This window comes from Nocardia coffeae (assembly GCF_019890715.1).
Classification (GTDB): domain Bacteria; phylum Actinomycetota; class Actinomycetes; order Mycobacteriales; family Mycobacteriaceae; genus Nocardia; species Nocardia jiangxiensis.
On the sequence record NZ_JAINZY010000008.1, the window covers coordinates 301,603 to 322,980 of the forward strand.

Here is a 21,378-nt window from a genome sequence, read left to right on the forward strand (position 1 = left end):
GTGACGCACCGCAACGTGCGGAGCGTCAGTTGTTCGCGGCGGCCACCACGATCGGTGCCACCTGTTCAGCTTGCCGGCACGAGTCGAACGGGAACAGGGTCGCGCTCGGTCGTGTGTCCGGCATCGAGTCCGCCCCGGTTCCCTTCTTGGCGAAACTCAGGGTCACTTCGATGATGTGGGCATCGCCGGTTTCGTGCCCCGACTCCGGTCTGTAGCTCAGGCTCACCGAGCATCCGCCGTTGTACTGCCGGGCCTCTACGCCGGACAGTCCGGCTACGGTCACCCAGCGCTGGTATCGCGCTTGTGCCGGGTCCGGGCTCATCTGGGTATCGCGGGCGAACCTCACCTCCACCACTACGTCGGTCCGGGCCGCGGCGTCGGCGAATCCGCTGGAGCACAGGTAGGGCCCGGCCCAATCCGCCGAGCCGGCGTGCCAGCCGCCGGGTAGCGCGCGGGCGATCTGATCGACTGTGCGGCAGGGGTTCTTGCCGTACAGGCTCGGTTGTCCGAGTGTGGGTGCGATCGGGGCGAGTCGGTCGAGTCCGGGTCGCATCGCCAGGATCATGGTTTTCGCGGCGGCGCACGCATGCTGCGGACTCGCGGTGGGGACCTGCCCGGGCTGGGTGTACAGCGTGGTCCGGAGTACGTAGCCGAAATGCTTGATTCCGGACGGGTAGTACGAATCGCAGCGGTCGTACACGGTGCCGTCCCTGTCGGCCGTACGCTCGGGATCATCGAGGTGAATGCCGTTCTCGTCGATTCCCGTGCTGCGGATGTCGCCGAGCGTGATGTGAAACTCCGCGCTGGGCTTGTCGCCGGTCAGGGCCTCCAGCGTGCACGCATCCAGATCGTTCCCTGGCACCAGCAGGGTTTTCACCTGCGGCCCATACTGTTTGGCCGCGTCGAGGTCGAACACCGAGCAGGGGTCGACCGCACGGAGCTTTGTCATGAGTTCGGCGGGGTTCGTGGGCTTGGCCGGCTCCATCGGCGTGGCGATACCAGCGACAGGGTGCGACCCCGCCGCGCAGCCCGCGAGTGCACAGATGGTCAGCAGCACCCCCGACGTTCGTGCAGCTCGCCGAAATGCCGTACCGCGCATGGATTGCCGCCGCATGACTGTCCCCGTCCCCGTCGCGCTCGCCGAGGCGCCTGCCGACGGTCCCCCCGAATGATCGATAACATCGTAGACCGGTGCGCGCGACCTTCGCCCGGCCAGGCGGGCAGTACGGGAATCGCGCAACTCCAGTATCGTGTTCGCGTTCGCAAGGGCGGGAGGCATTCCCGGGCGGGGCAGCCATGGCTGCCGGCGTCGGGGTCCGGATGCCAAGAGTGCAAACATGATTGGATTACTCGATGTTGAACGAGGGTGATGTCTTCGCGGGCTACACCATCCGGGGTGTGCTGGGCCGCGGGGGCATGGGCTCGGTGTATTCGGCCCAGCACCCGCGACTGCCGCGGCTGGTCGCACTCAAGCTGTTGAATCGGGAACTGTTCGCCGACGACGAGATGCGTGCCCGCTTCGAACGCGAAGCCGATGTCGTCGCCAGCCTCGACCATCCGAGCATCGTCACGGTGTTCGACCGCGGTGTCGAGAACGGGCAGCCGTGGATTTCCATGCCGTACATCGACGGTGTCGATGCCGCGTCGGTCGACCCGGCCGGCTACCCGCCGCAGCGTGCGGTGCAGATCACCGGGCACATCGCGACCGCGCTCGACTACGCCCACACGAAGGGTGTTCTGCACAGAGACGTCAAACCGGCGAACATCCTGCTGGCCAACCTTGCCGGCGGCGAGCGGGTATTCCTCACCGATTTCGGTATCGCCCGGCTCCGTGACGACGCCAGTCACCTGACGCAGGCAGGTTCGGTCAACGCGACGATCGCTTACGCGTCGCCCGAGCAACTGTCCGGTGTCGCCCTCGACGGGCGCGCGGACCAGTATTCGCTGGCGTGCACGCTGTTCTGGTTGCTGACCGGCCGGACGCCGTTCCAGTCCACGAATACCGCCGCGGTCATCGCAAGTCACCTGCAGCAGCCACCGCCACCGATCCGTGCGATCCGCCCGGACTTGCCGCCGGCACTCGAGTCGGTACTGGCGCGGGGATTGGCCAAACGGCCCGAGGAACGTTTCGCGTCCTGTTCCGAATTCGCAACGGCCGCATGGCAAGCACTGACCGTCCCGAATTTTCCCGCGAGTCCACCTGCGGCCCCAGCCGTCGGAGTCGGCGAGCACACAGTACGTTCCGCGTCGCGCAAGCGAGTGGTCATCGCTCTCTGCACGGCACTGGTGATCGCGCTGGCGGCCGGAATCGGAATCGCTGTCACAGTTTTCGCGAATTCGGGCCCGTCCGGCTCGGCGGTGAGCACGTCGTCCGCCGCACCGAAGTCGGCCACCGACGTCGCGTGGAACCCGTGTTCGGTATCCGACACCGATGCGCGGGCAGCCGGACTGAATCCGGAGAAGAAGAACCCCGACGTCGGCACGGACAAAACGCTCGGAAAGACCGGCTGCACCTGGCTGAGCGACAACTGGTACATGCTGGAGATCGACTCCTTCTCCGGTCGTACGTTCGCCCAGTCCATGGATCTGGAAAACCTTCAGAACCCGAAGAACGTAACCATCGGCGGACGCCCCGCCGTACTCTTCTATCGCCCGGCGGACCCGGATTTCTGCACGATCGGATTCGATGTCCCCAACAACCCCATCTATTTCGGCGCGGGGGCCAAGATCTCTTCCGATCAGAAGGGGGATACCTGTGCCGAAGCCACGAGAATGGCGAGTGTGCTGGTGAAGGATCTTCCAGCAGGGAAGTGACCAGCCCGCAACACCTACGAAAACCGTTACGTCAAGAGGGAACCCAGCCTGGGGCCGCTGGGGCGATGCGGGTCTTCCGGCCCGAATGTCGAAGACTTCGACCATTGCCGCTGTCGAATCGTGTCGAAAGCCTCTGCGCGGTAACGGTTCCGCAGGTTGCGGCACACGGCCCCCGGACCGCCTGCGGATATCCGAGGCCGCAAAGGCGCTGGGAATCAGGTTGCCGCAGTGCCGAAGTAGCCGGTCCCCCATTCAGTTACGGCTTGGTCTCGGGCGTAACGACACGGCAGGGGTGGCTGATAGTTCCAGCGAGCTACTGCCCCTGGGACACGACATCGTCCGGGCGCAAGGTCTCGCACCCCCTCATGGATCTCGATCACGCACAACCCCGAAGGAATACCCATGTTCGCTGTGGCTTTCATACTGACGCTGGTATGGATGACCCTGGCCGTCGTCGCCGTCGTGGCACTGATCCGTGGACGGCTGCAGTGGGCTCGCATCCACACCCGAAAAGCCGCCGGGTGGGTACTGGCCGCAGCAGCCGCGGTCATGGTCGTCAGCGGTCTCGTCGCACCGAAGCAGTTAGCCCCTGTCCAGACACAGGCCATTTCAATGCCGGCGCCGACCACCACGGTGGCGATGGCGCCGCCGACGGCCGCTGCACTCACGACAACCAGTACGGTTCCGTCTGCAGTCCCCGCTCCACTGCCTCCGCAGGCCATCGCCTCGCCCTCGGCCCCAGCTCCGGCCCCATGGATCGTGACCGTGCAGGCGCCAGTCCCGCAACCGACGGCCGCCGATCCGGTACCCACGTCGCCGCAGTGGGTGACCCCGGGAGCCTTCTGCGCCCCGCAGGGGGCCACCGGCACCAGCAAGACCGGCAAGGTTATGGTCTGCAGCACCACTGCCACCAACAACCGCAACCGATGGCGCCACGAATGAGCTTGCAGTGCTTGCGTTTTCCTTCCTGCTGGAATCCGTCGAGCCGGGGGCCGATCATCGACGGGGTAGAATCACCGCAGGTCATATGCGATGAGCCGGTATACCGGACTGCGACGCTGACCTCCAACCAATAACTCGGAGCCAGATGTCGGTAGGGGCAGCTACGATCACCTCGCCGACTCACTCGCCACCTCCGCCGCCAGGAGATGCTCCGATGCCCGCAGCCAACGAACGCGTCACCGAGTTGTTCTGTACCGCAGCAGAATTACGCGGCTACCAGACGCAGGTGACCGCCACGAACGAGGTGAGCGTCACCGGCCCCACTGGCACCACAGTGCTTCACCTGGGCAACCTGCTACGCAGAGTCCTCGCGGCTCCCGAGAACGACTGGCCGGCTCTGGTCGCGGATCACCTCGGAACCTTCTTGGCCCAGGCCGAAATCGACAACAGCGACCCCCTCGACGCTTTCGACTTCACCGCGGTGAGGGCGCTGCTGCGCACACGACTGTACGGCGACAATTTCTCCAATCACGTTCCGTCCGTGCGCCGAACGCTGACATCAGGGCTCGACCAACTGGTGGTGCTCGACGGTGTGCACACAATCCACCCCGTGACGTACCCGCAGCTCGCCACCTGGCCGATCGACGAGCACGAGTTGTTCGTTCTGGCGGAGAACAACACCCACGCGGACGGGCCGGTGCAAGTCGAGCGCGCCGAGTTCACCGACAACGCTCCACCCTGGTACCTACTCGCCGGTGAGGACTACACCAGCGCCCACGCACGGTGGCTCGACGACTACCCGGTTATCGGAACCGCCGGTGCCCTGTTCTCCATCCCCGCCGAACGCTCCCTCTACGCCGCACCCATCGAAGATCTCACCATCCTCCAAGCAGCCACGATCCTGGCCCAAGTCACCACCAACCACTACGACCACGACCCCGCACCCATCTCCCAGCACCTGTTCCACTGGTACAACGGCTACATCGAACCAGCCGTACACATCGATCACAGCGGAACCGGGTTACACCTGTACCCGACAGACGATTTCCAGCTCGTACTCAACCAACTCGGCCGATGACCACCCGCATACAGCGCCAACCGCACCAGGATTCGAGGTCTGATCCAGAGTGACGCCGCGCTCCCTCGGATCACACTCACGGTGACGTGCTCCCCTTCTCCTCATGACTCGAATGAAACAGTTCCGCGGTCCAGCTGAGCATTTCTATGAGAAGCGCTCCTATCACACCCAGGAGCACACCCGACCACAGCATATAAATCGAAAGCTTGTCTGATGCGCCACGATTGGAGAATAAATATACCGGCTGGTCCGTACATCCCAAGTTGCCCTTCTCGCCAAGCTTGTTCTGCCAGTCAACCCGATTATCGTATGCCCACGCACTATCGAATCCATCCATGGATGGATACTGCTCCACAAGCGTTCTTCCTGACCCGCGATCAACATGAATTTTCGAGTCCATAGCGCTTTCGTAGTCAGTTGCATCACCTATCGAAGTCCAGTTGACCTGAAAAGGTAACAAAGTCAGTTTCGGCGATGAATCGAACGACTTTCCTTGAACTGCACGCCAACCAGCCGTACGCGGAAGTGCACATTCCTCGACGTACAGGTACTGCCCATTATCACCGGTAGCTATTCGCACTTCGCTCGGCTTCACCCCGTCAGCATACGGCCACATCTGCGCCTGATAATTCAGAAATTTTTCAGCATGTATCCGATCCAGTTCCGACCGATTCTTCTGAGCCCGATCAGTCGAATCGTCGAGCGCACCGTAGTCGGTAGCAGAAGCCCGTTCACTGATCGCATCTACGTCAACAGCATGCTTTGTTCCGCTTGCCAATTCATCGAAGGAAACCTGGGGAAGTGAATACTTTCCACATTTGACTCCCGAAGCAAAGTCGCTACCGATGAAGCTGACCCTGAATCTGCACAGGCGCGGCATTACCATCAGCGCCATACGTTATCCCCTTCGCCGTGAAATAGAAGACGATTCGAACGCCGCCCGCGGAGTCATACAGTTGATCGACATGCAGCATCAACGGAAGGCCGCCACCTTCTGTTGCCACGATCACCAGGCCGCGCGAGCCTCCGTCGACAGCAGAGTCAGGACGTATCAACTGGCTTATGTCAGGAAACAGCCAGGCGAGTGACGCAACGATGGCAGCGATTGCCACACCCAGCTTCACGAGATATATCTTCAAAGTGCGTCGACCGACGACTGCCATGTCAACCTACGATCAATAGAGGGTTACAGAAGTAAACGAGCATCACTCTGATATTCCAACCTGCGTTTCCCAGGGCAACGGGGGCCGCTGCAGGATCAAGCGACAGCGTGACCTGATCCTGCAGCAGATTCGTGGATGGCCTTGCAGAGTGCTGTGTTGTCGGTTTCAGCTTTTTTTGCGGCAGTACCAGGCGTACGGGTTGCTGGAGTCGCGCAATCCGGACGCGGCATTGGCCCCGTACTGGTGAGGAACAGTCCGGTCCCCGCCGCGACGACCGGAACCTCGGCCTCCTCGCGCACGGACCCGGCTTCCAGGATCAGTTCGGTCGCGCCATGAGCGACGCATGCACTGATTGCTTCGTTCACCCTGTCGGGGATGTTGAGCGGGGACCGGGGACCGGCGTATTGCAGCGTCTGGGCACCGCTGATTGCGGCGACGGCAGTGAATATCATCACCAGAACTGCCAGTGGGAGACAGAGCATTACACGCCAGGCTCAGAGCAAGGGGAGCCGGCAAGCGACCTCGCCGATCCGGCAGTGACGCCACGTCATCAGATGGCACAATCTCGTCGAATCGTGTCGGCCTGAACGGACGTGAATATTTGCACGACGTTGACATGGTTGGGACCGTTCTCGTCAGGAGGGCACCGTTGGAGTATTCGACGATCTTGCAGAAAGGTGGTGTTGTTTGGCATCCACTGGAATGGTGCGATGTTCCGCGCCGATATTGCCGGTCACGGTCGCCGTCCCGATGGCGACGGCACCGCCGCGGCTAGTGTTCTGCATGAGGGAGATGGGCTGGTCGGCTAATGCCGATACAGCATCGGCAGCGCAAGTGCCGCGTGTTGAGTGTGCGCTTCCGCCGCCGTCGAACCGCTGGGCATACATCACTCGTGGTGCTGGCGTGTGTGATGAGCACGATGCTCGAAACCACAGCCGTGAATACGCCCGGACTAATCGCTGAATGATGTGAGAATTAGCGAAATCTACTGTACCCCCTGATGTTTCACTGCTATCGCCAGTCATCCTAACGCTGCCGGACAACCGAGAGAGCGGACTTTGGTCAGGACGGCGCCGAATGGGGAAAGAAACGGGTTGGTACCCGGTTTCATCCCTCGCGTGCCCTTGTCTCGCGTCGAGATTCGGCGATCGAGCCGTGTGACCTACGCGTTGGAGCGAAAGCGGTCGCTTTGCGAGAGCCTCTCATCGACGGATGCCGTTGAGTCGAGCGGGATCAGGCGGGTGTCAGGTTCGTGGTCCGGGGTGGCCGCAGGCGGTACAGGGTGCCGTCGGAGGCGGTGACGTAGAGGGCGAGTCGATCGCCGTCGGGGGCTATCCGGACCGAGGTGGGGCCGGGCGGGTAGTTCGGCGTGAGCAGGCCGGATGCGATCGTGCACTTCGTGCCGGTGACGGGGTCGAGCCGGTACACCGTTCCTGCGAAATTGGCTGCAAGATAGATGTTTCCGTCGATGGTCGTCTGGAAGTCGTCGGGTGCGGCGATAACCGGATCGAGCCGCGCGGCCGTCGTGGTCCACGCTCGGGGTGCGTCGAGGGGGATGCGGTAGATCTCGCCGGTGGACGCGTTGTCGGTGTAGACGGCCTTGCGGTCGGGGCTGAACGACAGGCCGTTGGCGCTGGGTACCGGAGCCCAATTGGGGGTGAGTCTGCCTGTCGCGGGGCTGTATCGGGTGATGCCGGTCGACGGTCCGAGGATGACCACGCGTGTCAGGAGCAGGTCACCGCCGGGGAGCGCCAGCAATCCATTCGGGGCGGTCAGTCCGCGCACGAGTTGCTCGATGTGACCGGTGGCCGGGTCGAGGCGGCTCAGCGTGCCGGTCGGCAGCTGCAACAGGTTGGCTTCCGCGCCGTCGCCGGTGAGGAAGTACAGGCTGGAGCCGACCAGGCGCAGCCCTGCGGGTGCGTCCAAGCCGGTCGCGACGATGCTGACGTGTCGTTCGCCATCGACGTGGTAGATCACTCCCCGCTCGACTCCCGACAGATAGAAACCGCCGCGACCATCGGGTTCCAGGTTCTCGAGTTGCCCGAGCCCGGAGACCACCTTCGCGATCTCCCATCGGTCGCCACAGGTGCCCGGCGCCGCGGCGGCCGCCGGCAAGAATGTCAGCGGCATCGCCAATACCGACACCACAGCAGCAACCGACCACAGGAACCGGCGACGACGGGCTCGCGCATTCACGAATTGAGAGTTTATGCGCTACCACTCGATTCTTGCGACCACCGAGCGGTCTCGCTACGCACCCTTCACCGCAGGCCGGCGGTCGACTTGGCCTCGACCAGCACGTCCTCGAGCATCGCCGGAGTAAGTCTTCCGGTGAAGGTGTTCTGCTGGCTCACGTGGTAGCAGCCGAAGATCGTGAGTTCCGCACGGCCGGGGAGTGCGGGGGCCAGCGAATAGCGCACGCCGTGACCGAACTTGGGGCGCGGGCGCGGCACGGTCCAGCCGGATTCGGCCAGCGCGGGGAACAGCGCCTGCCAGCCCCAGCCGCCGAGGACGACGATCGTTCGCAGGCTCGGTGCGAGCAGGCCCAGCTCGGTGATCAGCCAGTGCCGGCATCGATCGCGCTCGTCCGGGGTGGGCTTGTTGTCCGGAGGTGCGCAGTGCACCGGGGCGGTGATCCGCGTGCCCAGCAGCCGCAGCCCGTCCCCGCGCCTGGTCGAGTCGGGCTGACTGGCCAGCCCCGCCCGGTACATCGCCGCGAACAGCACATCCCCGCTGCGATCGCCGGTGAACATGCGCCCGGTCCGGTTACCGCCGTGCGCGGCCGGAGCGAGCCCGACCAGCAGCAACCGGGCATCGGCCGGTCCGAGACCGGGAACTGCCCGTCCCCAATAGGTCTCGTCACGATATGCCGCCCGCTTGACGCGCGCGGCCTCCTCCCGCCAGGCAACCAAACGTGCACAGGCCCGACAGTCGGCCACCGCCCCGTCGAGTTCATCGATCGACCGACACACCATCGAGCCATTCTGACCCGCCGCCCGCGGAGCCTGCCACATCAGGGGCTGCCATGCCGCGCTGCTCGGATCAGTTCTTCCGCGTCAGAGAGCCCGAGGTCACCATGAACGGGATGCTGTGATCCTGTCCCGCCAGGATGGCGGTTTGATGTCCCGCGTCGTTCGCGATCGACCAGAACGTCAACGTGGCGGGGCCGCAGATCTGCGTGGCCGGAGAGAGTTCGGCGGTGTTCCCGTGCGCCTGGAACGTCCAGTTGCAGCCGTCGGCGGTATGCGCGGTGACGATGCTGCCCGCCGATGGCGTGAAGGTGACCGGCCCGGACATCGGGGCGGGTGTGATCCGCAGGGGAACGAAGTAGGAGTTGGTGGCGGCGTTGGTCGGGAAGGGAGCGCGGTCGAAGGTCCAGGTACCGCTGAAACGCCGTGCGGTGTCGGCCCGCGTACCCGCGGCGGCGTTGGTGCGGCGGCCGTCGACCAGATCGAATCCGAAGGTCCCCGGGCCGAGATAACTGTTGGCGTGCAGGGTTTCTCGCTCGACATCACCATGAACGGTGACGCGCCAGCGGTCGATGTTGTAGCCGGAACCGATCACGTTGTTGAAGCAGTACTGGGTGGTGGACGTCATTTCCAGCGCGTCCCCCACAGGCCGGAAATGCCAGGTGCAGCCCTGATCGGTGTGGCCCAGGACCTCGTTGTCCGCGCCGCGAGTGAAAGTGACGGTGCCGATCTGTGGAATATCGGGACGATATCCGAACAGGTCCATGGTGGCGATATTGATTCTCTCGAAGTGGTCCGGCTGATCGTAATTCCATGTGCCCAGGTACTTTTCGACAGATCCGGTCACTTTGGCGGACGCGCCCGGCACCGCGTCGGCCGGTGCCGGGGCGGTCGCGAGGCCGGCCAGTGCCAGGGCGGCGATCGCTGTCAGCCGCTTCGAATTGCCGAACATGAGGTCTCCTCGGATGGTGCTCGATGTTTTGCGGGTCGGCACTATGACGAGACGGTCGTCGGAAAAGTTACCGCACCGGACAGGTAACTTTTCGCCTCGCCGTCTCGTCGTAATAGGTGTGGAAACTCATGGCGACCGGTTCGCTGCTCTGTGGGGTGCGCACCGCGCCTACGTGGTCGACCTTGCGTTCCGGATGCTCGGTGACATCGCGGAGGCGGAAGATGTCGCGCAGGAGGCGTTCCTTCGCCTCTCGCGCGCTCGCGCGGACGAGCTGGACAACGTTCGCGGCTGGCTGACCGTGGTGACCGGCCGCCTGTGTCTGGATACGATGGGCAGCGCCCGGGCCCGGCGCGAGCAACCCGGGGACCCGCAGCTGCTGAACTCGGCGGTCTCGCCGGACCTCGACCCGGCGGACCGGGTCACCCTCGACGACCGCGTCCAGTCGGCGCTGGCGATGGTGCTACAGCGACTGAATCCGCCCGAACGGGTGGCGTTCATCCTGCACGATGCGTTCGCCCTGCCCTTCGAGGAGATCGCGACGATCCTGGGCCGTCCACCGGGTACGTGCAGGCAGCTGGCCCGGCGGGCGCGGGCGAAGATCGCCGGTGCGGCGGCAGGCCCGACGATCGGAGCGGCCGATCGCGCGGCCCTCGGCGCCGACCCCGGAATCGACGCGGTCGACCGAGCCACCGCATCGACGCACCGAGCCATCCTGGACCGGTTCATCGCCGCCTGCTCCGGCGGCGACCTCGACGCCCTGCTGACCGTGCTGGCCCCGGACGCCTGGGGATCAGCGACCTTCGTCGCGGGCTCGCTGCCGACGCCGCCGGACACCCGCAGCGCGCCGGACGTGGCGTCGAATCTGTTGCGCTACTTCGGTTCCGGCGCAACGCTGGTTTCGCATCCGGCGCCCGGGACCGTGGGAGTGCTGGCATACCACAACCGCCTGCTGTACGGCATCCTCGTGCTCACGGTGCGCGGCGACCGGGTGGCGGGCGTCGAGGCGGTCGTCGACCCGACGATTCCCCTGGTATGAGGCGAGCCGTCATCAGCACCGCCGGTCGCTGCCGATCCGGACATGCGCGTCGATCCGGCGCGGCTGCGGGAGTTCTTCGAGGAGTACATCCAGCTCGTCCAACGCTACGGCACCACCGACGACACCGGTGACGACCGGAAAGCAGTACTGCTGCGCCTGTTCGGATTCCCCGAGATCTGAATCCCGAATCGAGAGACCACCCATGCACCACATCTGCCCGCGGTCGCTCGGCCGGTTCGCCGTCGCATGTCTGCTCCTGCTGAGCCTGTCGATCCTGCCGGCCGGTCCCGCCACTGCCGCAACCGCTTTCGACTGCACCGGCTTCGCCTGCACCGACGTCAGCTTCACCGGTGGCGATGGGCTCACCCTGCACGGCACCGTGATCGGCCCGCCCCCGCCCCATGCCCGGACCCCCGGGATCGTCCTGGTGGCCGGCGCCGGAGCGGGACCGCGCACCGAATACCAGTCCGAAGCCCGCGCCTTCGCCGCAGCGGGTATCACAACGCTGGTCTACGACAAACGCACGATCGGCTACTCGTTCGCTCATCGCGACATCTCACTGCTGGCCGACGACGCCCTGGGCGCGGTCGAGTTACTGCGCCGCACGCCGGGCGTGCGCGCGGATCAGGTCGGGCTGTGGGGATTCAGCGAGGGCGCCTGGGCCGCACCGCTGGCGGCATCCCGCAGTCGCGGTGTCGCATTCCTGATCACTCTCGGCGCGTCCGGGTTCAGCCCGTTGCGCTCGCAAACCTGGAGCCTGGCAACGACACTGCGCCATCGCGGAGCCGCCGGGTCGCTCGCCGGGACGATCGCTGGTCCCACGGCCCGTCTGCTCGGTGAGACGGGCGCGTTTCCCGCGGCGGACTTCGATCCGTTGCCCGCCCTGCGCGCCCTGCGCATTCCGGTACTCGCCGTGTGGGGACAGCATGACGTGCAGGTCCCACCCGCGGAAAGTGCTGCGGCACTGCGGAACACACTGACCGCCTCGCCCTCGGTCACCATCCGATTCCTGCGCGGTGGCGCACACAACGGCCGCTCGACCACTGACGGATTCGACCGTCTCGGGACCCCACCGTATTCGGGCGCGCCGCGCGGGGCGTTCGCACCGGGCTATTTCGACACCATGACCGACTGGGTTCAGCACATCGCGGCCGGGAGCCCGCCGATCTCGTCCGCCGATGCCCCGCCACAGCAGACGATGCTCAGCGTCGATCCCGGGCGCGGCCGGTGGACCTCTGCGCGGATGCAACTGATCGTGCTGTCCGCTCTCATCCTCGGCTTCGCAGGCTATCTACTGTGGTCATTCACCGATCGCCGTTCCCGCGCCACCCGACCCGGAACCCGGCTCGCGCGCACACTGGCCTGCTCCGGGCTCGTATCGGTCTTCGCGACGGTCTTGTACGCGGTGTCGATCCTTGCCTTCGACGCGCAGACGGTCGGCCCGATCGTCGCGGCCCGGCCATTGATATGGCTGGCCCTGCAGGTGCTCGCCCTGCTCACCACCGCCCTACTGGCCGGCACCGCGATCGCCACCGCCCGCGCCGATACCGGCCCGCTCTTGCGGCACCGGATCGCGTCGGCTGTCCCGCTGCTCGTCGGCTGCCTGTGGCTCGCATGGGCAACCACCTGGGGTTTGCTCCCCATCTGAAAACGCCAACGCCGCCGCCACGGTTGCCGGCGCGGTGCGCATGGCGGACTCGAAAGCCTCCCTGCGCCTTCCACGATCCATGAAGTTCGGCGGCAGACCCGCCAGATCCGCGCGGCCGGGACAGATGGTCACCAGCCGCGGTCCCCGCAGACCTGCGATCTCGGCGTCGAGGACCGCGGTCATCGGCCGGCGCAGCAGCCGGTCCTCCAGAATGCCTGCGGCACCGGGGATTCGGGCACGGGTCGGCGAGGCCATCGGCGCGATCAGGTAGATCTCGTCGAGTCCCGCGGTGGGCACCAGGTCCAGCGAGGCCGTCGATGCCGCACCACCGTCGATGAAGACCGTGCCTGCGGCGTGGACCGGAGGCATCCAGCCCGGGACGCCCCATGAGGCCGTCAGCGCGGTCGCCACGGACACCATCGGCGCGCCCGGCGCACCGAATACGACCCGCTCGCCGGTCCGCGCGTCGACCGCCACCATCCTGGTTCCCTTGTGCGGCAACCACTCTCCGCCCTCGGTCAGGGACTCGGCCAGCCGTCGCAGCCAGCCGGCGTCCCCGCGCCCGATCGGCGAGATGCCCGCCAGCGCGGCAAGCCCGCGCTGGGTGCGCAACAGACGAGGGTTGAGCAGACGCGGAGAGGGCAACGGCGGCAGGCTCGGCGGCGCGGCAGCGTAGTGCGCGCGCAGCCGCGGGTCGGCGGCAGCGCCACGCTCCATCGCGACCAGCTCGTGCACGGCGATGCCGCCGCCGAGCAGGACCGCCAACTCCGCGCCGGCAGAGGTGCCCTGAATAAGAGTGGCCGCGCGCGGATCCCAGTCCAGCTGTTCCGAAAGTGCTTGCAGGACAGCGACGGTCCAGGCGCCACCGATGGTGCCTCCGCACCCGATCACAACCGCACGCGCGGTCACCGGGTACGCCCCTTGCCAGACTCGGGCTTCGCGGGAACCGCGCTGGTCGGCTCCCCTGCGCTGTGGTCGCGGGACTGGCGATCGATGCGGTCGATGTAGGCGCGGCGGCCCTCGGCGTCGATCCGGTTCAGCGCGCGCCGGTCGTCGATCACGCGGCGGACCAGGTTCTCGATCGGTTCGGGCACCAGCGCCGTGACCATCGACCAGCCGGGCGCCAGCCAGCCGGGCACCGAGACCCGGGCGGGCCGCTTGCGCAGGCTGTCGACCACCGCCCGCGCGACGTCCTCGGGCTCGACGGTGGGGATGGTGCTGCCGATGCCGGCGCCCGACGCCAGTTCGGTGCGCACCGCCGAGGGCAGGATCGCGGTGACCGTGACCCCGGTTCCGGCGTATTCGCGGCGGGCCGCCAGCGAGACACCGAGGGCGGCGAACTTGCTGGCGTTGTAGGTGACCATGCCGGGCAGCGGGATCATGCCGGCCATCGAGGCGATGTTCACGATGTGCCCGCGACCGGCGTCGATCATGCCGGGCACCACGGCGCGCATGCCGTTGATGACACCCCGCACGTTCACGTCGAGAACCAGGTCGGTGGTCGACTCGTCCTCCTCGGCGAAGCCGCCCAGCGGCATGACACCGGCGTTGTTGACCAGCACATCGATCCGCTCGTCGGTGGACACCACCTCGTCGAGGAATTCGCGCCAGGAGGCACGGTCGGTCACATCCAGGCGGGCGCTGCGGCAACCGGGAATCGTGGTGGCGGTCTGCGCGGCGACGTCGGTGTCGACGTCACCGATCCACACCTTCGCGCCCGCCGCGGCGAACGCCCGCGCGGTGGCGGCGCCGATACCGCGGCCACCGCCGGTGACCACCACGACCGCGCCCGGTAAACCGATCCGAGAGTTGTTGCGTGACATCGTTGTCCTTCGTTGATCCAGTGGTGCTAGCAGGCCGACGTGGCCGGTGCGCTGCGGGTGAGGTGGAAGTCGGCATCGTCGGGTTCGGTGAGCATCTCGGTCATGGTCTTGCGGTCGAACGGCCACAGGTCGATGGCCCGCTGCTCGGTGAAGTACCAGGAGTTGCACCCGGTGTTCCACACCGTCGGCCCCGTCGCCGTGGCGACCTGGTCGGCGAAGCGGGCCGTGGCCTCCTCGGTGACCTCGACGGTGTCGATCTCCCCGGCGCGGAACCGCCGCAGCCACCTCACGATGTAGCGGGCGGTCAGTTCCGAGGAGTACTGCAGCGAGATCGAACCGGTCGGCGAATTCGGGCCCAGCACGGTGAAAAGGTTCGGGAAGCCCGGGATCGCCGTCATCCGGTAGGCGCGGGGACCGTTCGCCCACGCCTGATCGATGTGCACACCGTCGCGGCCGCGCAGGTCCATGGGCCGCATGTAGTTGTGCGGCCGGAAACCGGTCGCGAACACGATCACATCCACGGGATGGTCGGTGCCGTCGGCGGTACGGATCCCGGTCGAGGTGATCTCGGCGATCTGTTCGGTGACCAGTTCCGCGTTGGGAGCACCGATGGCCCGGTAGTACGTGCCCGACACGACCTGCCGCTTGCACAGCGGTTCGTAGTCGGGAGTGAGTTGCGCGCGCAACTTCTCCTCGCGGACCTGCGCGCGCAGCGAGAAGCGCGCGAAACGCTGCACCGCCAGGTGGGATGCAGCACGATGTCGGTGAGCAGGCCCGAGGCCCACAGGGATCCGGCGTACAGCGCGCGGTGCGCGGCAGGCGCCGCAGCCAGCGCCTTGCCGAACATCCTCGGTTGCGGCACACCCATCGGCGCCCACAGCACCCACTGCGGAGTGCGGGTGAACTGGGTCAGTTTCGCGGCAGCGGGCTGCAACGCCGACACGATCTGCACTCCGGTCGAACCGCTGCCGATCACCGCGATCCGCTTGCCCGCCGTGACGATCGAGTCGTCCCAGCGGGCGGTGTGCACGACCGCCCCCTGGAACTCGGCGAGTCCCGGGATGTCCGGCGTGAACGGGTGATGCAGCACGCCGGTGGCGGCGACGACGAAGTCGGCCCGCAGCTCGGTGCCGTCGGACAGGCTCACCTGCCAGCCGTCCGCGCCGTGCACCGCGGCCGTCACCTCGGTGCCCAGCACCAGATGCGGTGTGAGACTGAACTTTTCGACGACGTCGCGGTGGTACCGCTGAATTTCGGGACCCGTCGCCCAGACCCGGCTCCAGTCCGGCTTGGGCGCGAACGAGAACTGGTACAGCTGGGAGGGGACATCGCAGGTCAGGCCCGGGTACCGGTTCCAGTGCCAGACGCCGCCGACGTCGGTGCCCTTCTCGACGATGACGAAATCGGTGAATCCCGCCTGTTTCAGGGTGACCGCCGTGGCGATCCCGGCGACGCCGGCACCGATGACGACGATCCGTGGATCGCGCGTTGCTGTCATGGGACTGAGCCTTCCGGTCAGGATTGGTTGTGCGCCTGCAGTTTCGACCGCACGACCTTGCCGCTGGGGTTGCGCGGGATCCGGTCGATCCGGGTGAACCGCTTGGGCACCTTGTAGCGCTCCAGCCCGGCCTTGACGTGCTGCTTCAACTCGTCGTCGGTCGGGTCCGAGCCGGCGGCAACCACCACGAACGCGTGCAGCACCTGGCCGAATTCGGCGTCGGGGACCCCGATCACCACCGCGTCGGACACATCGGGATGCGCAACAAGCCGGTCCTCGACCTCGCTGGGGAAGACGTTCTCGCCACCGGAGACGATCATGTCGTCGGAGCGGCCGTCGATGTACAGCCGTCCCCGAGCATCGAGGAAACCCATGTCCCCGGTGTCGATGTACCCGTCGACGATCTCCTTGGCACGCGGCCGGGCGACGCTGTCGGGGGTGTAGCCGTCGTAGTCCACACCACCACGGACGAAGACCCTGCTGGTCTCCCCCACACCCGCGAGGGACCGGTCAGCGCGCAGGATCCGGATCGACACGCCGAGCGCGGGACGGCCCAGCGTGGCTGGCTGTTCGACCAGGTCGCGCTGGGTGGCGATGGCGACCAGGCCCGCCTCCGTGGATCCGTAGCCGTTGACCAGGATCGGGCCGAAGGCGTCGATCACTCCGGTGATCGTGGTGGCGGAGATCGGCGCGGCGCCGGTGACGATGAGCCGCAACGACTTCAGGTCCGCGCCGGCGGTTCCCGCCTCCAGCAGCCGCTGCAACATGACCGGCACGGCCATGAGCACCGTGACGCGGTGGCGGGCGATGTCGTCGAGGACCTGCGGCGCCTCGTAGCGTCGGTGGCAGATCAGGGTGCCGCCCAGGATCAGCGGCCCCAGCAGGGCGACCAGCCCGTAGGCATGGAAGAACGGCGGCGCCACCAGGACCGTGTCCCGCGAGCTCAGGCGCAGGTTCGCCATCGCGGTGGCGGCCAGTCCGGCGATCGCCTTCATCGGCACCACGCGCGGCACACCCTTCGCGACACCGGTGGTGCCGGAGGTCAGCATGGTGATCTTCACCGCCTTGCGCACCGGCGGCGGGGCCGGATGCCGTTGCCGGGCAAGCGCGTCCAGCGTCGGCAGGCCGTCCGGGGCGGTGCGCCCCTCGTGGTAGGCCACTACCCGCAGCCCGCGGAACCGCGAATCCGCCACGGCCGCAGCGTATTCCTCGTCGTAGACCAGGACGTCGGGATCGTGGCGGGCCAGGATCGCGTGCAACTGTTGTTGCGGCAGTTCGGTATTGACGAAGATCAGCTCCGCGCCCAGCCGGGCGCCGGCGCCCGTGGCGACCACGAAGCCACGGTGGTTACGGCACAGGATGCCCATCGAGGCCGGCTTCGTGGGGGCGATCGCTGCGATCGCGGCCGCCACGGCCTCGAACTGTTCCCGCAACCGGCCGTAGGTCACCGCGCCGTCGTCGTCGACGATCGCGACGCGGTCCGGATACCGGATCGCGCTGGTGGTCAACAGCATCGCGGGGGTCGGTCCCAAGCGCCGCAGGCTGCCTATCAGATCCACCAGGCCGCGCGGGCCGACCGGGCGCAGCGCGTCGGACGCCAGAATCGGCGGCACCGCCCGCGCCCACCGCCGGGCACGGCTGCCGAGTTCAGCGCACACCACGGCCCACCTCCGCATTCTCGATCTCGTTGGGGGCCTTCGTATTCCGTCCCGATTCGACGCTGGCCAGCGATGCGCTCGTGTCCCCCAGGAACCGGTAGACGAAACCGATGAGGACCTCGAGCGGCAGCCGCAGCACCGGCACCAGGATCGCCGACGGATGCCCGTACAGCGGAGTCATCGTGCGCGGTTTGTCCACCACTGCGCGGGCGATGACCCGGGCCGCGTCCTGGGGTGTCTGTCCGGGCAGCATGCGCATCCAGGCGCTGGGCGCGCTCATCCGGGTGTGCATGAGGCCGGCGTAGAAGGTGGTCAGGGTGACCCCGTCGGCCCGCGCCTCCATCCCGACCGCGCGCATCCACCAGTCGAACGCCGCCTTCGACGACAGGTAGAAACCCCATTTGGGCATCACCGGGAACATGATGCCGACGGTGGACACGTTGACGATGTGGCCGCTGCCGCGCTCGCGCATGGACGGCAGCAGGGCGAGGGTGAGCCGCATCGGGCCCAGGTAGTTCGCGCCGTTGGTCGAGGCGATGTCCTTGGGGCGGTCGTAGGACAGGTGCACCGAACGGCGCAACGACTTGCCCGCGTTGTGGATCAGCACATCCACGCCGCCGAAGTCGGCCAGGACCGCCTCGGCGAACTCCGACACCGACTCCTCGCTGGCCAGATCGAGCCGGTAGGCCTCCGCCGCGCCGCCCGCGCCGGTGATCCGGTCGGCGAGCTCCTGCAGCCGGTCCACCGACCGCGCGGCCAACACCACGGTCGCACCGGATTTCGCGAACAGTTCGGCGGTCGCCGCGCCGACGCCGAACGAGGCGCCGGTGACGACCACGACCTTGCCCTCGACCTCGCGGCGCAGCCGCCTGGTGCGGCGCAGTCCACGTGGTCCGATCACCCCGGCCACGGCTCTGGCGACGGGGTGGTGCACGAGCCGGGCCGGGCCCGCTACGACGCTGTCGACCATTACTTCTCTTCCGCCTTCCCGACCTCGTTCATCGGCTGAAAACCGATGAACGCCAACAGTTTCGGATCCGAAACCAGTGCGTCGACCACACGCTGGGCCAAGACGATCTCCGGGTCCACGCGCACGGCCCCCAGCACGGTGCCGAAGAAGTTCGCGACGATCAGATCCCGGACCTGTTCCCGCGTGAGTTCGGGGGAATGCAGCCAGTGCACGGCGATCCCCTCGATGAACGACAGCCAGCCCAGGACGGCCGCACGCAGCACCGCGCTGGTGTCGGTGTCGGTGAGTTCCACCGCCAGCGCCAGGGCGAAACGTTCCCGGTGCTCGTCGCGGATCCGCCGCACCTGCGCATCGGCGGTGTCGGCCAGCAGGGCCTCGAACGAGCCCGGTTCGGCGTGCGCCTGGTCCAGCAGCCGATCGACACCGCGGTTCAGCCGCTCGAGCGCCGGCCCGCGCATGGCGTGCATCTCGCCCCAGAACTCCTCGGCGGCCTGCTCCAGCACTGCCAGGTAGAACCCGCGTTTCCCGCCGAAGTGATAGCTGATCGACCCCGCCGCCACTCCGATCGAGCGGGCCAGATCCACGATCGAGATCTCTTCGTAGCGCCCCCGGCTGAACGCGGCCCGTCCCGCCTCCAGCAGCACCGCACGCGAGGTGTCGCCACGCCGATTACCGGCCACCCTGCCTCACTTTCTGAATCAGATTCAAGAAAGAACGCTAGCGGGGTACGCGAGGAAGATCAAGAGAAAGTTGAATCTGATTCAGACTCGCGTCGGCGCCCCGATATCGGGTGCCCTCAGATGTGGATGTATCCGCCGGTGAGCGGGACATCGTCGAGGCGAGGCGCGACGGATTCCCCGCCGAGTGCGGTGCGCAACTCGTTCTGCTCATCCCTGACGACATGCATGACGGCGTTGATCAGCGCAAGGTGAGCGAACGCCTGGGGATAGTTGCCCCAGTGCCGACCGGTCAGGGGGTCGATCTCCTCGGCGTAGAGGCCCAGTGGGCTGGCGTAGCCGAGCAATCTTTCGCACAACTGCTTGGCACGGTGTTTTTCACCGATTTCCGATAATGCGGACACCAGCCAGAACGAGCAGATCGTGAACGTACCTTCTTCCCCGGCGCAGCCGTCGTCGGTTTCGTCGATCCGGTAGCGCAGAACCAGTCCATCGCTGGTGAGTTCGTCGGCGATGGCGAGCACGGTTTTGCGTACCCGTTCGTCATCGGGACGAAGAAAACGAACCAGCGGGATGAGCAGGGTCGAGGCGTCGAGTGCGGTGCTGCCGTAGTACTGGGTGAATACGCCCCGCGAGTCGACCGCATTGGCGCAGACGTCGGCACGGATTTCCTCTGCCGCCTGTTGCCAGCGAGCAGCGCGTCGCAAGTCCTGGTGGATACGGGCCAGGCGTGCGCCGCGGTCGGCGGCGACCCAGCACATGACTTTGCTGGAGGTGAAGTGTCGTGGCATTCCGCGCACTTCCCAGATGCCCTGGTCGGGTTCGCGCCACACCGCGAGGGCACTTTTGACCGCCCAACGCAGCAGCGGCCAGGTGCGCGCGTCGATCTGGTCCTGATGGCGGGCGAAGAGGTAGACCGAGTCCAGTGCCGCACCCCAGACGTCGTGCTGACGTTGGCGATAGGCGTCGTTGCCGATGCGCACCGGGCCGGCGTTGTCGTACCCGCGAAGGTTGTCCAGCGTACGTTCGCGCAAGTCGGTTTCGCCGCCGATGCCGTAGACGATCTGCATGTCCTCGGTGTTTTCGGCGTTTTCGGCCAGATTGATGATGTGGGAGAAGTAGTCGTTGGCTTCCCAGTTGAAGCCCAAGGTGTACAGGCCCCACAGCGCGAAGGCCGAGTCCCGGATCCAGGTGTAGCGATAGTCCCAATTACGTTCTCCGCCAGGGGTTTCCGGCAGTGATGTGGTGGGGGCGGCGACGATCGCGCCGGTCGGGGCGAAGGTCAGGCCTTTGAGGGTCAGGGCGCTGCGGGTGAGCTGGGCGCTCCACGGGTGGTCCGGAAACCTGCCCCCGGCCAGCCAGTGCCGCCAGTGGTGCACGGTCCCCACCAGCCGTTCGCCGGCCTCTTCGACGGTTTCCGGAGCCGCCCGGCTACCCCACGACAGCGCGCAGAATCGGGTGTCACCATCCTTGAGCAGGGTACGGGCGATCGCGCGCGAGCCCTCGAGGCCGAGGCGCAGGTCGGTGGTCAGCCGCAGCGGCAGATCGACGCCTTCCGCGCCGGCCCGGACGACGTGGTAGCTGTCGAGGTATTCCCAGGTAGCAGGGGCTCGGCCGTAGTCGAAGGCAGGCTGGCAGTCGAGCACGAACTGGATCTGTCCGGTCTCGCAGTGCACGATGCGCAACAGGATGTGTTCGGCGTCGTAGTCGGTGGGCGCGCGGCGGTGCGCGCTGCGGCCAGGCTGCTGGTGCCGCCAAGGGCCGACCAGCAGGACATCGCGCACGGTTGCCCATCCTTCGCCGCTACGCCAACTCGTCTCCATGACCATCGTCCCAGGGATATATCGACGATCGGCCGGGGTCGCGATGTCGTCCGGAGCAAACCGAAACGACCCGGCGGAACGATCGAGGACAGCCCCGAAGACGCTGGGCGAATCCATCCGGGGCAAGCACATCCACTCGATGGCCCCGCTGGGCGCGATAAGGGCGGTGACCTCGGAATCGGAGATGAACGCATAGTCGTCGATTCGCGGAAAAGCCGAGACCCGGGGCACATGTTCCGGATAATCGTTCATGCGGTGCTCCCATTCGTCACCCTGCTCGGCCACGTCGAGTGCTGCTTCGATCGTATGACCGGTTTTGCATGGTTT

Annotated in this window: 18 protein-coding genes and 1 pseudogene; 5 read left to right on the top strand and 14 right to left on the bottom strand. The window is 66.5% G+C overall.

The window, feature by feature from the left end; all coding sequences use genetic code 11:
• Positions 1–25: 25 nt before the first annotated feature.
• Positions 26–985 carry a hypothetical protein gene (locus K7711_RS27850; protein ID WP_222972411.1) on the bottom strand — a complete coding sequence of 320 codons (960 nt, stop codon included), beginning with the start codon at positions 983–985 and terminating at the stop codon, positions 26–28.
• Between the two features lie 368 nt (positions 986–1,353).
• On the opposite strand from K7711_RS27850, the gene K7711_RS27855 reads away from it, so the two are divergent.
• The 3 genes from K7711_RS27855 to K7711_RS27865 all read left to right on the top strand — a co-directional run bounded on the left by K7711_RS27855 (position 1,354) and on the right by K7711_RS27865 (position 4,834).
• Positions 1,354–2,814, top strand: a complete 1,461-nt coding sequence (locus K7711_RS27855) for a protein kinase domain-containing protein (protein ID WP_222972412.1) — start codon at positions 1,354–1,356, stop codon at positions 2,812–2,814.
• A 402-nt stretch (positions 2,815–3,216) separates the two neighbouring features.
• Positions 3,217–3,756 (top strand): hypothetical protein, encoded by a 540-nt coding sequence (locus K7711_RS27860; protein ID WP_222972413.1) that lies wholly within the window; start codon positions 3,217–3,219, stop codon positions 3,754–3,756.
• Between the two features lie 214 nt (positions 3,757–3,970).
• Entirely contained in the window at positions 3,971–4,834 is an 864-nt protein-coding gene (locus K7711_RS27865) for a hypothetical protein (protein ID WP_222972414.1), read from the top strand.
• A gap of 76 nt (positions 4,835–4,910) precedes the next feature.
• Here K7711_RS27865 and K7711_RS27870 read toward each other — a convergent pair whose 3' ends face one another.
• The 6 genes from K7711_RS27870 to K7711_RS27895 form a co-directional block, all read right to left on the bottom strand.
• Entirely contained in the window at positions 4,911–5,729 is an 819-nt protein-coding gene (locus tag K7711_RS27870; RefSeq protein ID WP_222972415.1) for a hypothetical protein, read from the bottom strand.
• Entirely contained in the window at positions 5,674–5,997 is a 324-nt protein-coding gene (locus K7711_RS27875; protein WP_222972416.1) for a hypothetical protein, read from the bottom strand. The genes K7711_RS27870 and K7711_RS27875 overlap by 56 nt, the downstream gene beginning before the upstream one ends.
• 95 nt (positions 5,998–6,092) lie before the next feature.
• The gene (locus K7711_RS27880) at positions 6,093–6,449 is read right to left on the bottom strand and encodes a hypothetical protein (RefSeq protein ID WP_222972417.1); all 357 of its coding nucleotides are present in this window, start codon (positions 6,447–6,449) and stop codon (positions 6,093–6,095) included.
• 781 nt (positions 6,450–7,230) lie between these two features.
• The gene (locus K7711_RS27885) at positions 7,231–8,193 is read right to left on the bottom strand and encodes an SMP-30/gluconolactonase/LRE family protein (RefSeq protein ID WP_222972418.1); all 963 of its coding nucleotides are present in this window, start codon (positions 8,191–8,193) and stop codon (positions 7,231–7,233) included.
• 65 nt (positions 8,194–8,258) lie between these two features.
• A complete protein-coding gene (locus K7711_RS27890) occupies positions 8,259–9,011 on the bottom strand; it encodes a uracil-DNA glycosylase (RefSeq protein ID WP_372460197.1) in 753 nt (250 codons plus the stop codon).
• Between the two features lie 28 nt (positions 9,012–9,039).
• The gene (locus tag K7711_RS27895) at positions 9,040–9,918 is read right to left on the bottom strand and encodes a hypothetical protein (RefSeq protein ID WP_222972420.1); all 879 of its coding nucleotides are present in this window, start codon (positions 9,916–9,918) and stop codon (positions 9,040–9,042) included.
• A 118-nt stretch (positions 9,919–10,036) separates the two neighbouring features.
• On the opposite strand from K7711_RS27895, the gene K7711_RS27900 reads away from it, so the two are divergent.
• Positions 10,037–10,954, top strand: a complete 918-nt coding sequence (locus K7711_RS27900) for a sigma-70 family RNA polymerase sigma factor (protein WP_308014977.1) — start codon at positions 10,037–10,039, stop codon at positions 10,952–10,954.
• A gap of 42 nt (positions 10,955–10,996) precedes the next feature.
• A complete protein-coding gene (locus tag K7711_RS27905) occupies positions 10,997–11,134 on the top strand; it encodes a hypothetical protein (RefSeq protein WP_222972422.1) in 138 nt (45 codons plus the stop codon).
• Between the two features lie 1,327 nt (positions 11,135–12,461).
• Here the strand turns inward: K7711_RS27905 and K7711_RS27915 are convergent.
• The 7 genes and pseudogenes from K7711_RS27915 to K7711_RS27945 all read right to left on the bottom strand — a co-directional run bounded on the left by K7711_RS27915 (position 12,462) and on the right by K7711_RS27945 (position 21,303).
• A complete protein-coding gene (locus tag K7711_RS27915) occupies positions 12,462–13,511 on the bottom strand; it encodes a patatin-like phospholipase family protein (protein WP_308014978.1) in 1,050 nt (349 codons plus the stop codon).
• Positions 13,508–14,425 carry an SDR family oxidoreductase gene (locus K7711_RS27920; protein ID WP_222972424.1) on the bottom strand — a complete coding sequence of 306 codons (918 nt, stop codon included), beginning with the start codon at positions 14,423–14,425 and terminating at the stop codon, positions 13,508–13,510. The genes K7711_RS27915 and K7711_RS27920 overlap by 4 nt, the downstream gene beginning before the upstream one ends.
• A 26-nt stretch (positions 14,426–14,451) precedes the next feature.
• Positions 14,452–15,923: pseudogene (locus K7711_RS27925) on the bottom strand (flavin-containing monooxygenase).
• Between the two features lie 17 nt (positions 15,924–15,940).
• Positions 15,941–17,437, bottom strand: coding sequence for an AMP-binding protein (locus tag K7711_RS27930; protein ID WP_235747930.1), 1,497 nt, complete (start codon positions 17,435–17,437; stop codon positions 15,941–15,943).
• Positions 17,438–17,570: 133 nt separating this feature from the next.
• The gene (locus K7711_RS27935; protein WP_222972426.1) at positions 17,571–18,551 is read right to left on the bottom strand and encodes an SDR family NAD(P)-dependent oxidoreductase; all 981 of its coding nucleotides are present in this window, start codon (positions 18,549–18,551) and stop codon (positions 17,571–17,573) included.
• Positions 18,551–19,231: a TetR/AcrR family transcriptional regulator gene (locus K7711_RS27940; RefSeq protein WP_222972427.1), complete on the bottom strand. Its 681-nt coding sequence runs from the start codon at positions 19,229–19,231 to the stop codon at positions 18,551–18,553. The genes K7711_RS27935 and K7711_RS27940 overlap by 1 nt, the downstream gene beginning before the upstream one ends.
• Positions 19,232–19,347: 116 nt before the next feature.
• On the bottom strand, positions 19,348–21,303 hold the full coding sequence (locus tag K7711_RS27945) for a glycoside hydrolase family 15 protein (protein ID WP_222972534.1): 1,956 nt from the start codon (positions 21,301–21,303) through the stop codon (positions 19,348–19,350).
• Positions 21,304–21,378: the final 75 nt, after the last annotated feature.

Bases quoted from the DNA above. Each gene is read 5' to 3' on its own strand.
- K7711_RS27850 (WP_222972411.1), bottom strand. From the start codon at position 985: ATGGAGCCGGCCAAGCCCACGAACCCCGCCGAACTCATGACAAAGCTC.
- K7711_RS27855 (WP_222972412.1), top strand. From the start codon at position 1,354: ATGTTGAACGAGGGTGATGTCTTCGCGGGCTACACCATCCGGGGTGTG.
- K7711_RS27860 (WP_222972413.1), top strand. From the start codon at position 3,217: ATGTTCGCTGTGGCTTTCATACTGACGCTGGTATGGATGACCCTGGCC.
- K7711_RS27865 (WP_222972414.1), top strand. From the start codon at position 3,971: ATGCCCGCAGCCAACGAACGCGTCACCGAGTTGTTCTGTACCGCAGCA.
- K7711_RS27870 (WP_222972415.1), bottom strand. From the start codon at position 5,729: ATGGCGCTGATGGTAATGCCGCGCCTGTGCAGATTCAGGGTCAGCTTC.
- K7711_RS27875 (WP_222972416.1), bottom strand. From the start codon at position 5,997: ATGGCAGTCGTCGGTCGACGCACTTTGAAGATATATCTCGTGAAGCTG.
- K7711_RS27880 (WP_222972417.1), bottom strand. From the start codon at position 6,449: ATGATATTCACTGCCGTCGCCGCAATCAGCGGTGCCCAGACGCTGCAA.
- K7711_RS27890 (WP_372460197.1), bottom strand. From the start codon at position 9,011: ATGTGGCAGGCTCCGCGGGCGGCGGGTCAGAATGGCTCGATGGTGTGT.
- K7711_RS27895 (WP_222972420.1), bottom strand. From the start codon at position 9,918: ATGTTCGGCAATTCGAAGCGGCTGACAGCGATCGCCGCCCTGGCACTG.
- K7711_RS27905 (WP_222972422.1), top strand. From the start codon at position 10,997: ATGCGCGTCGATCCGGCGCGGCTGCGGGAGTTCTTCGAGGAGTACATC.
- K7711_RS27920 (WP_222972424.1), bottom strand. From the start codon at position 14,425: ATGTCACGCAACAACTCTCGGATCGGTTTACCGGGCGCGGTCGTGGTG.
- K7711_RS27930 (WP_235747930.1), bottom strand. From the start codon at position 17,437: ATGCTGTTGACCACCAGCGCGATCCGGTATCCGGACCGCGTCGCGATC.
- K7711_RS27935 (WP_222972426.1), bottom strand. From the start codon at position 18,551: ATGGTCGACAGCGTCGTAGCGGGCCCGGCCCGGCTCGTGCACCACCCC.
- K7711_RS27945 (WP_222972534.1), bottom strand. From the start codon at position 21,303: ATGAACGATTATCCGGAACATGTGCCCCGGGTCTCGGCTTTTCCGCGA.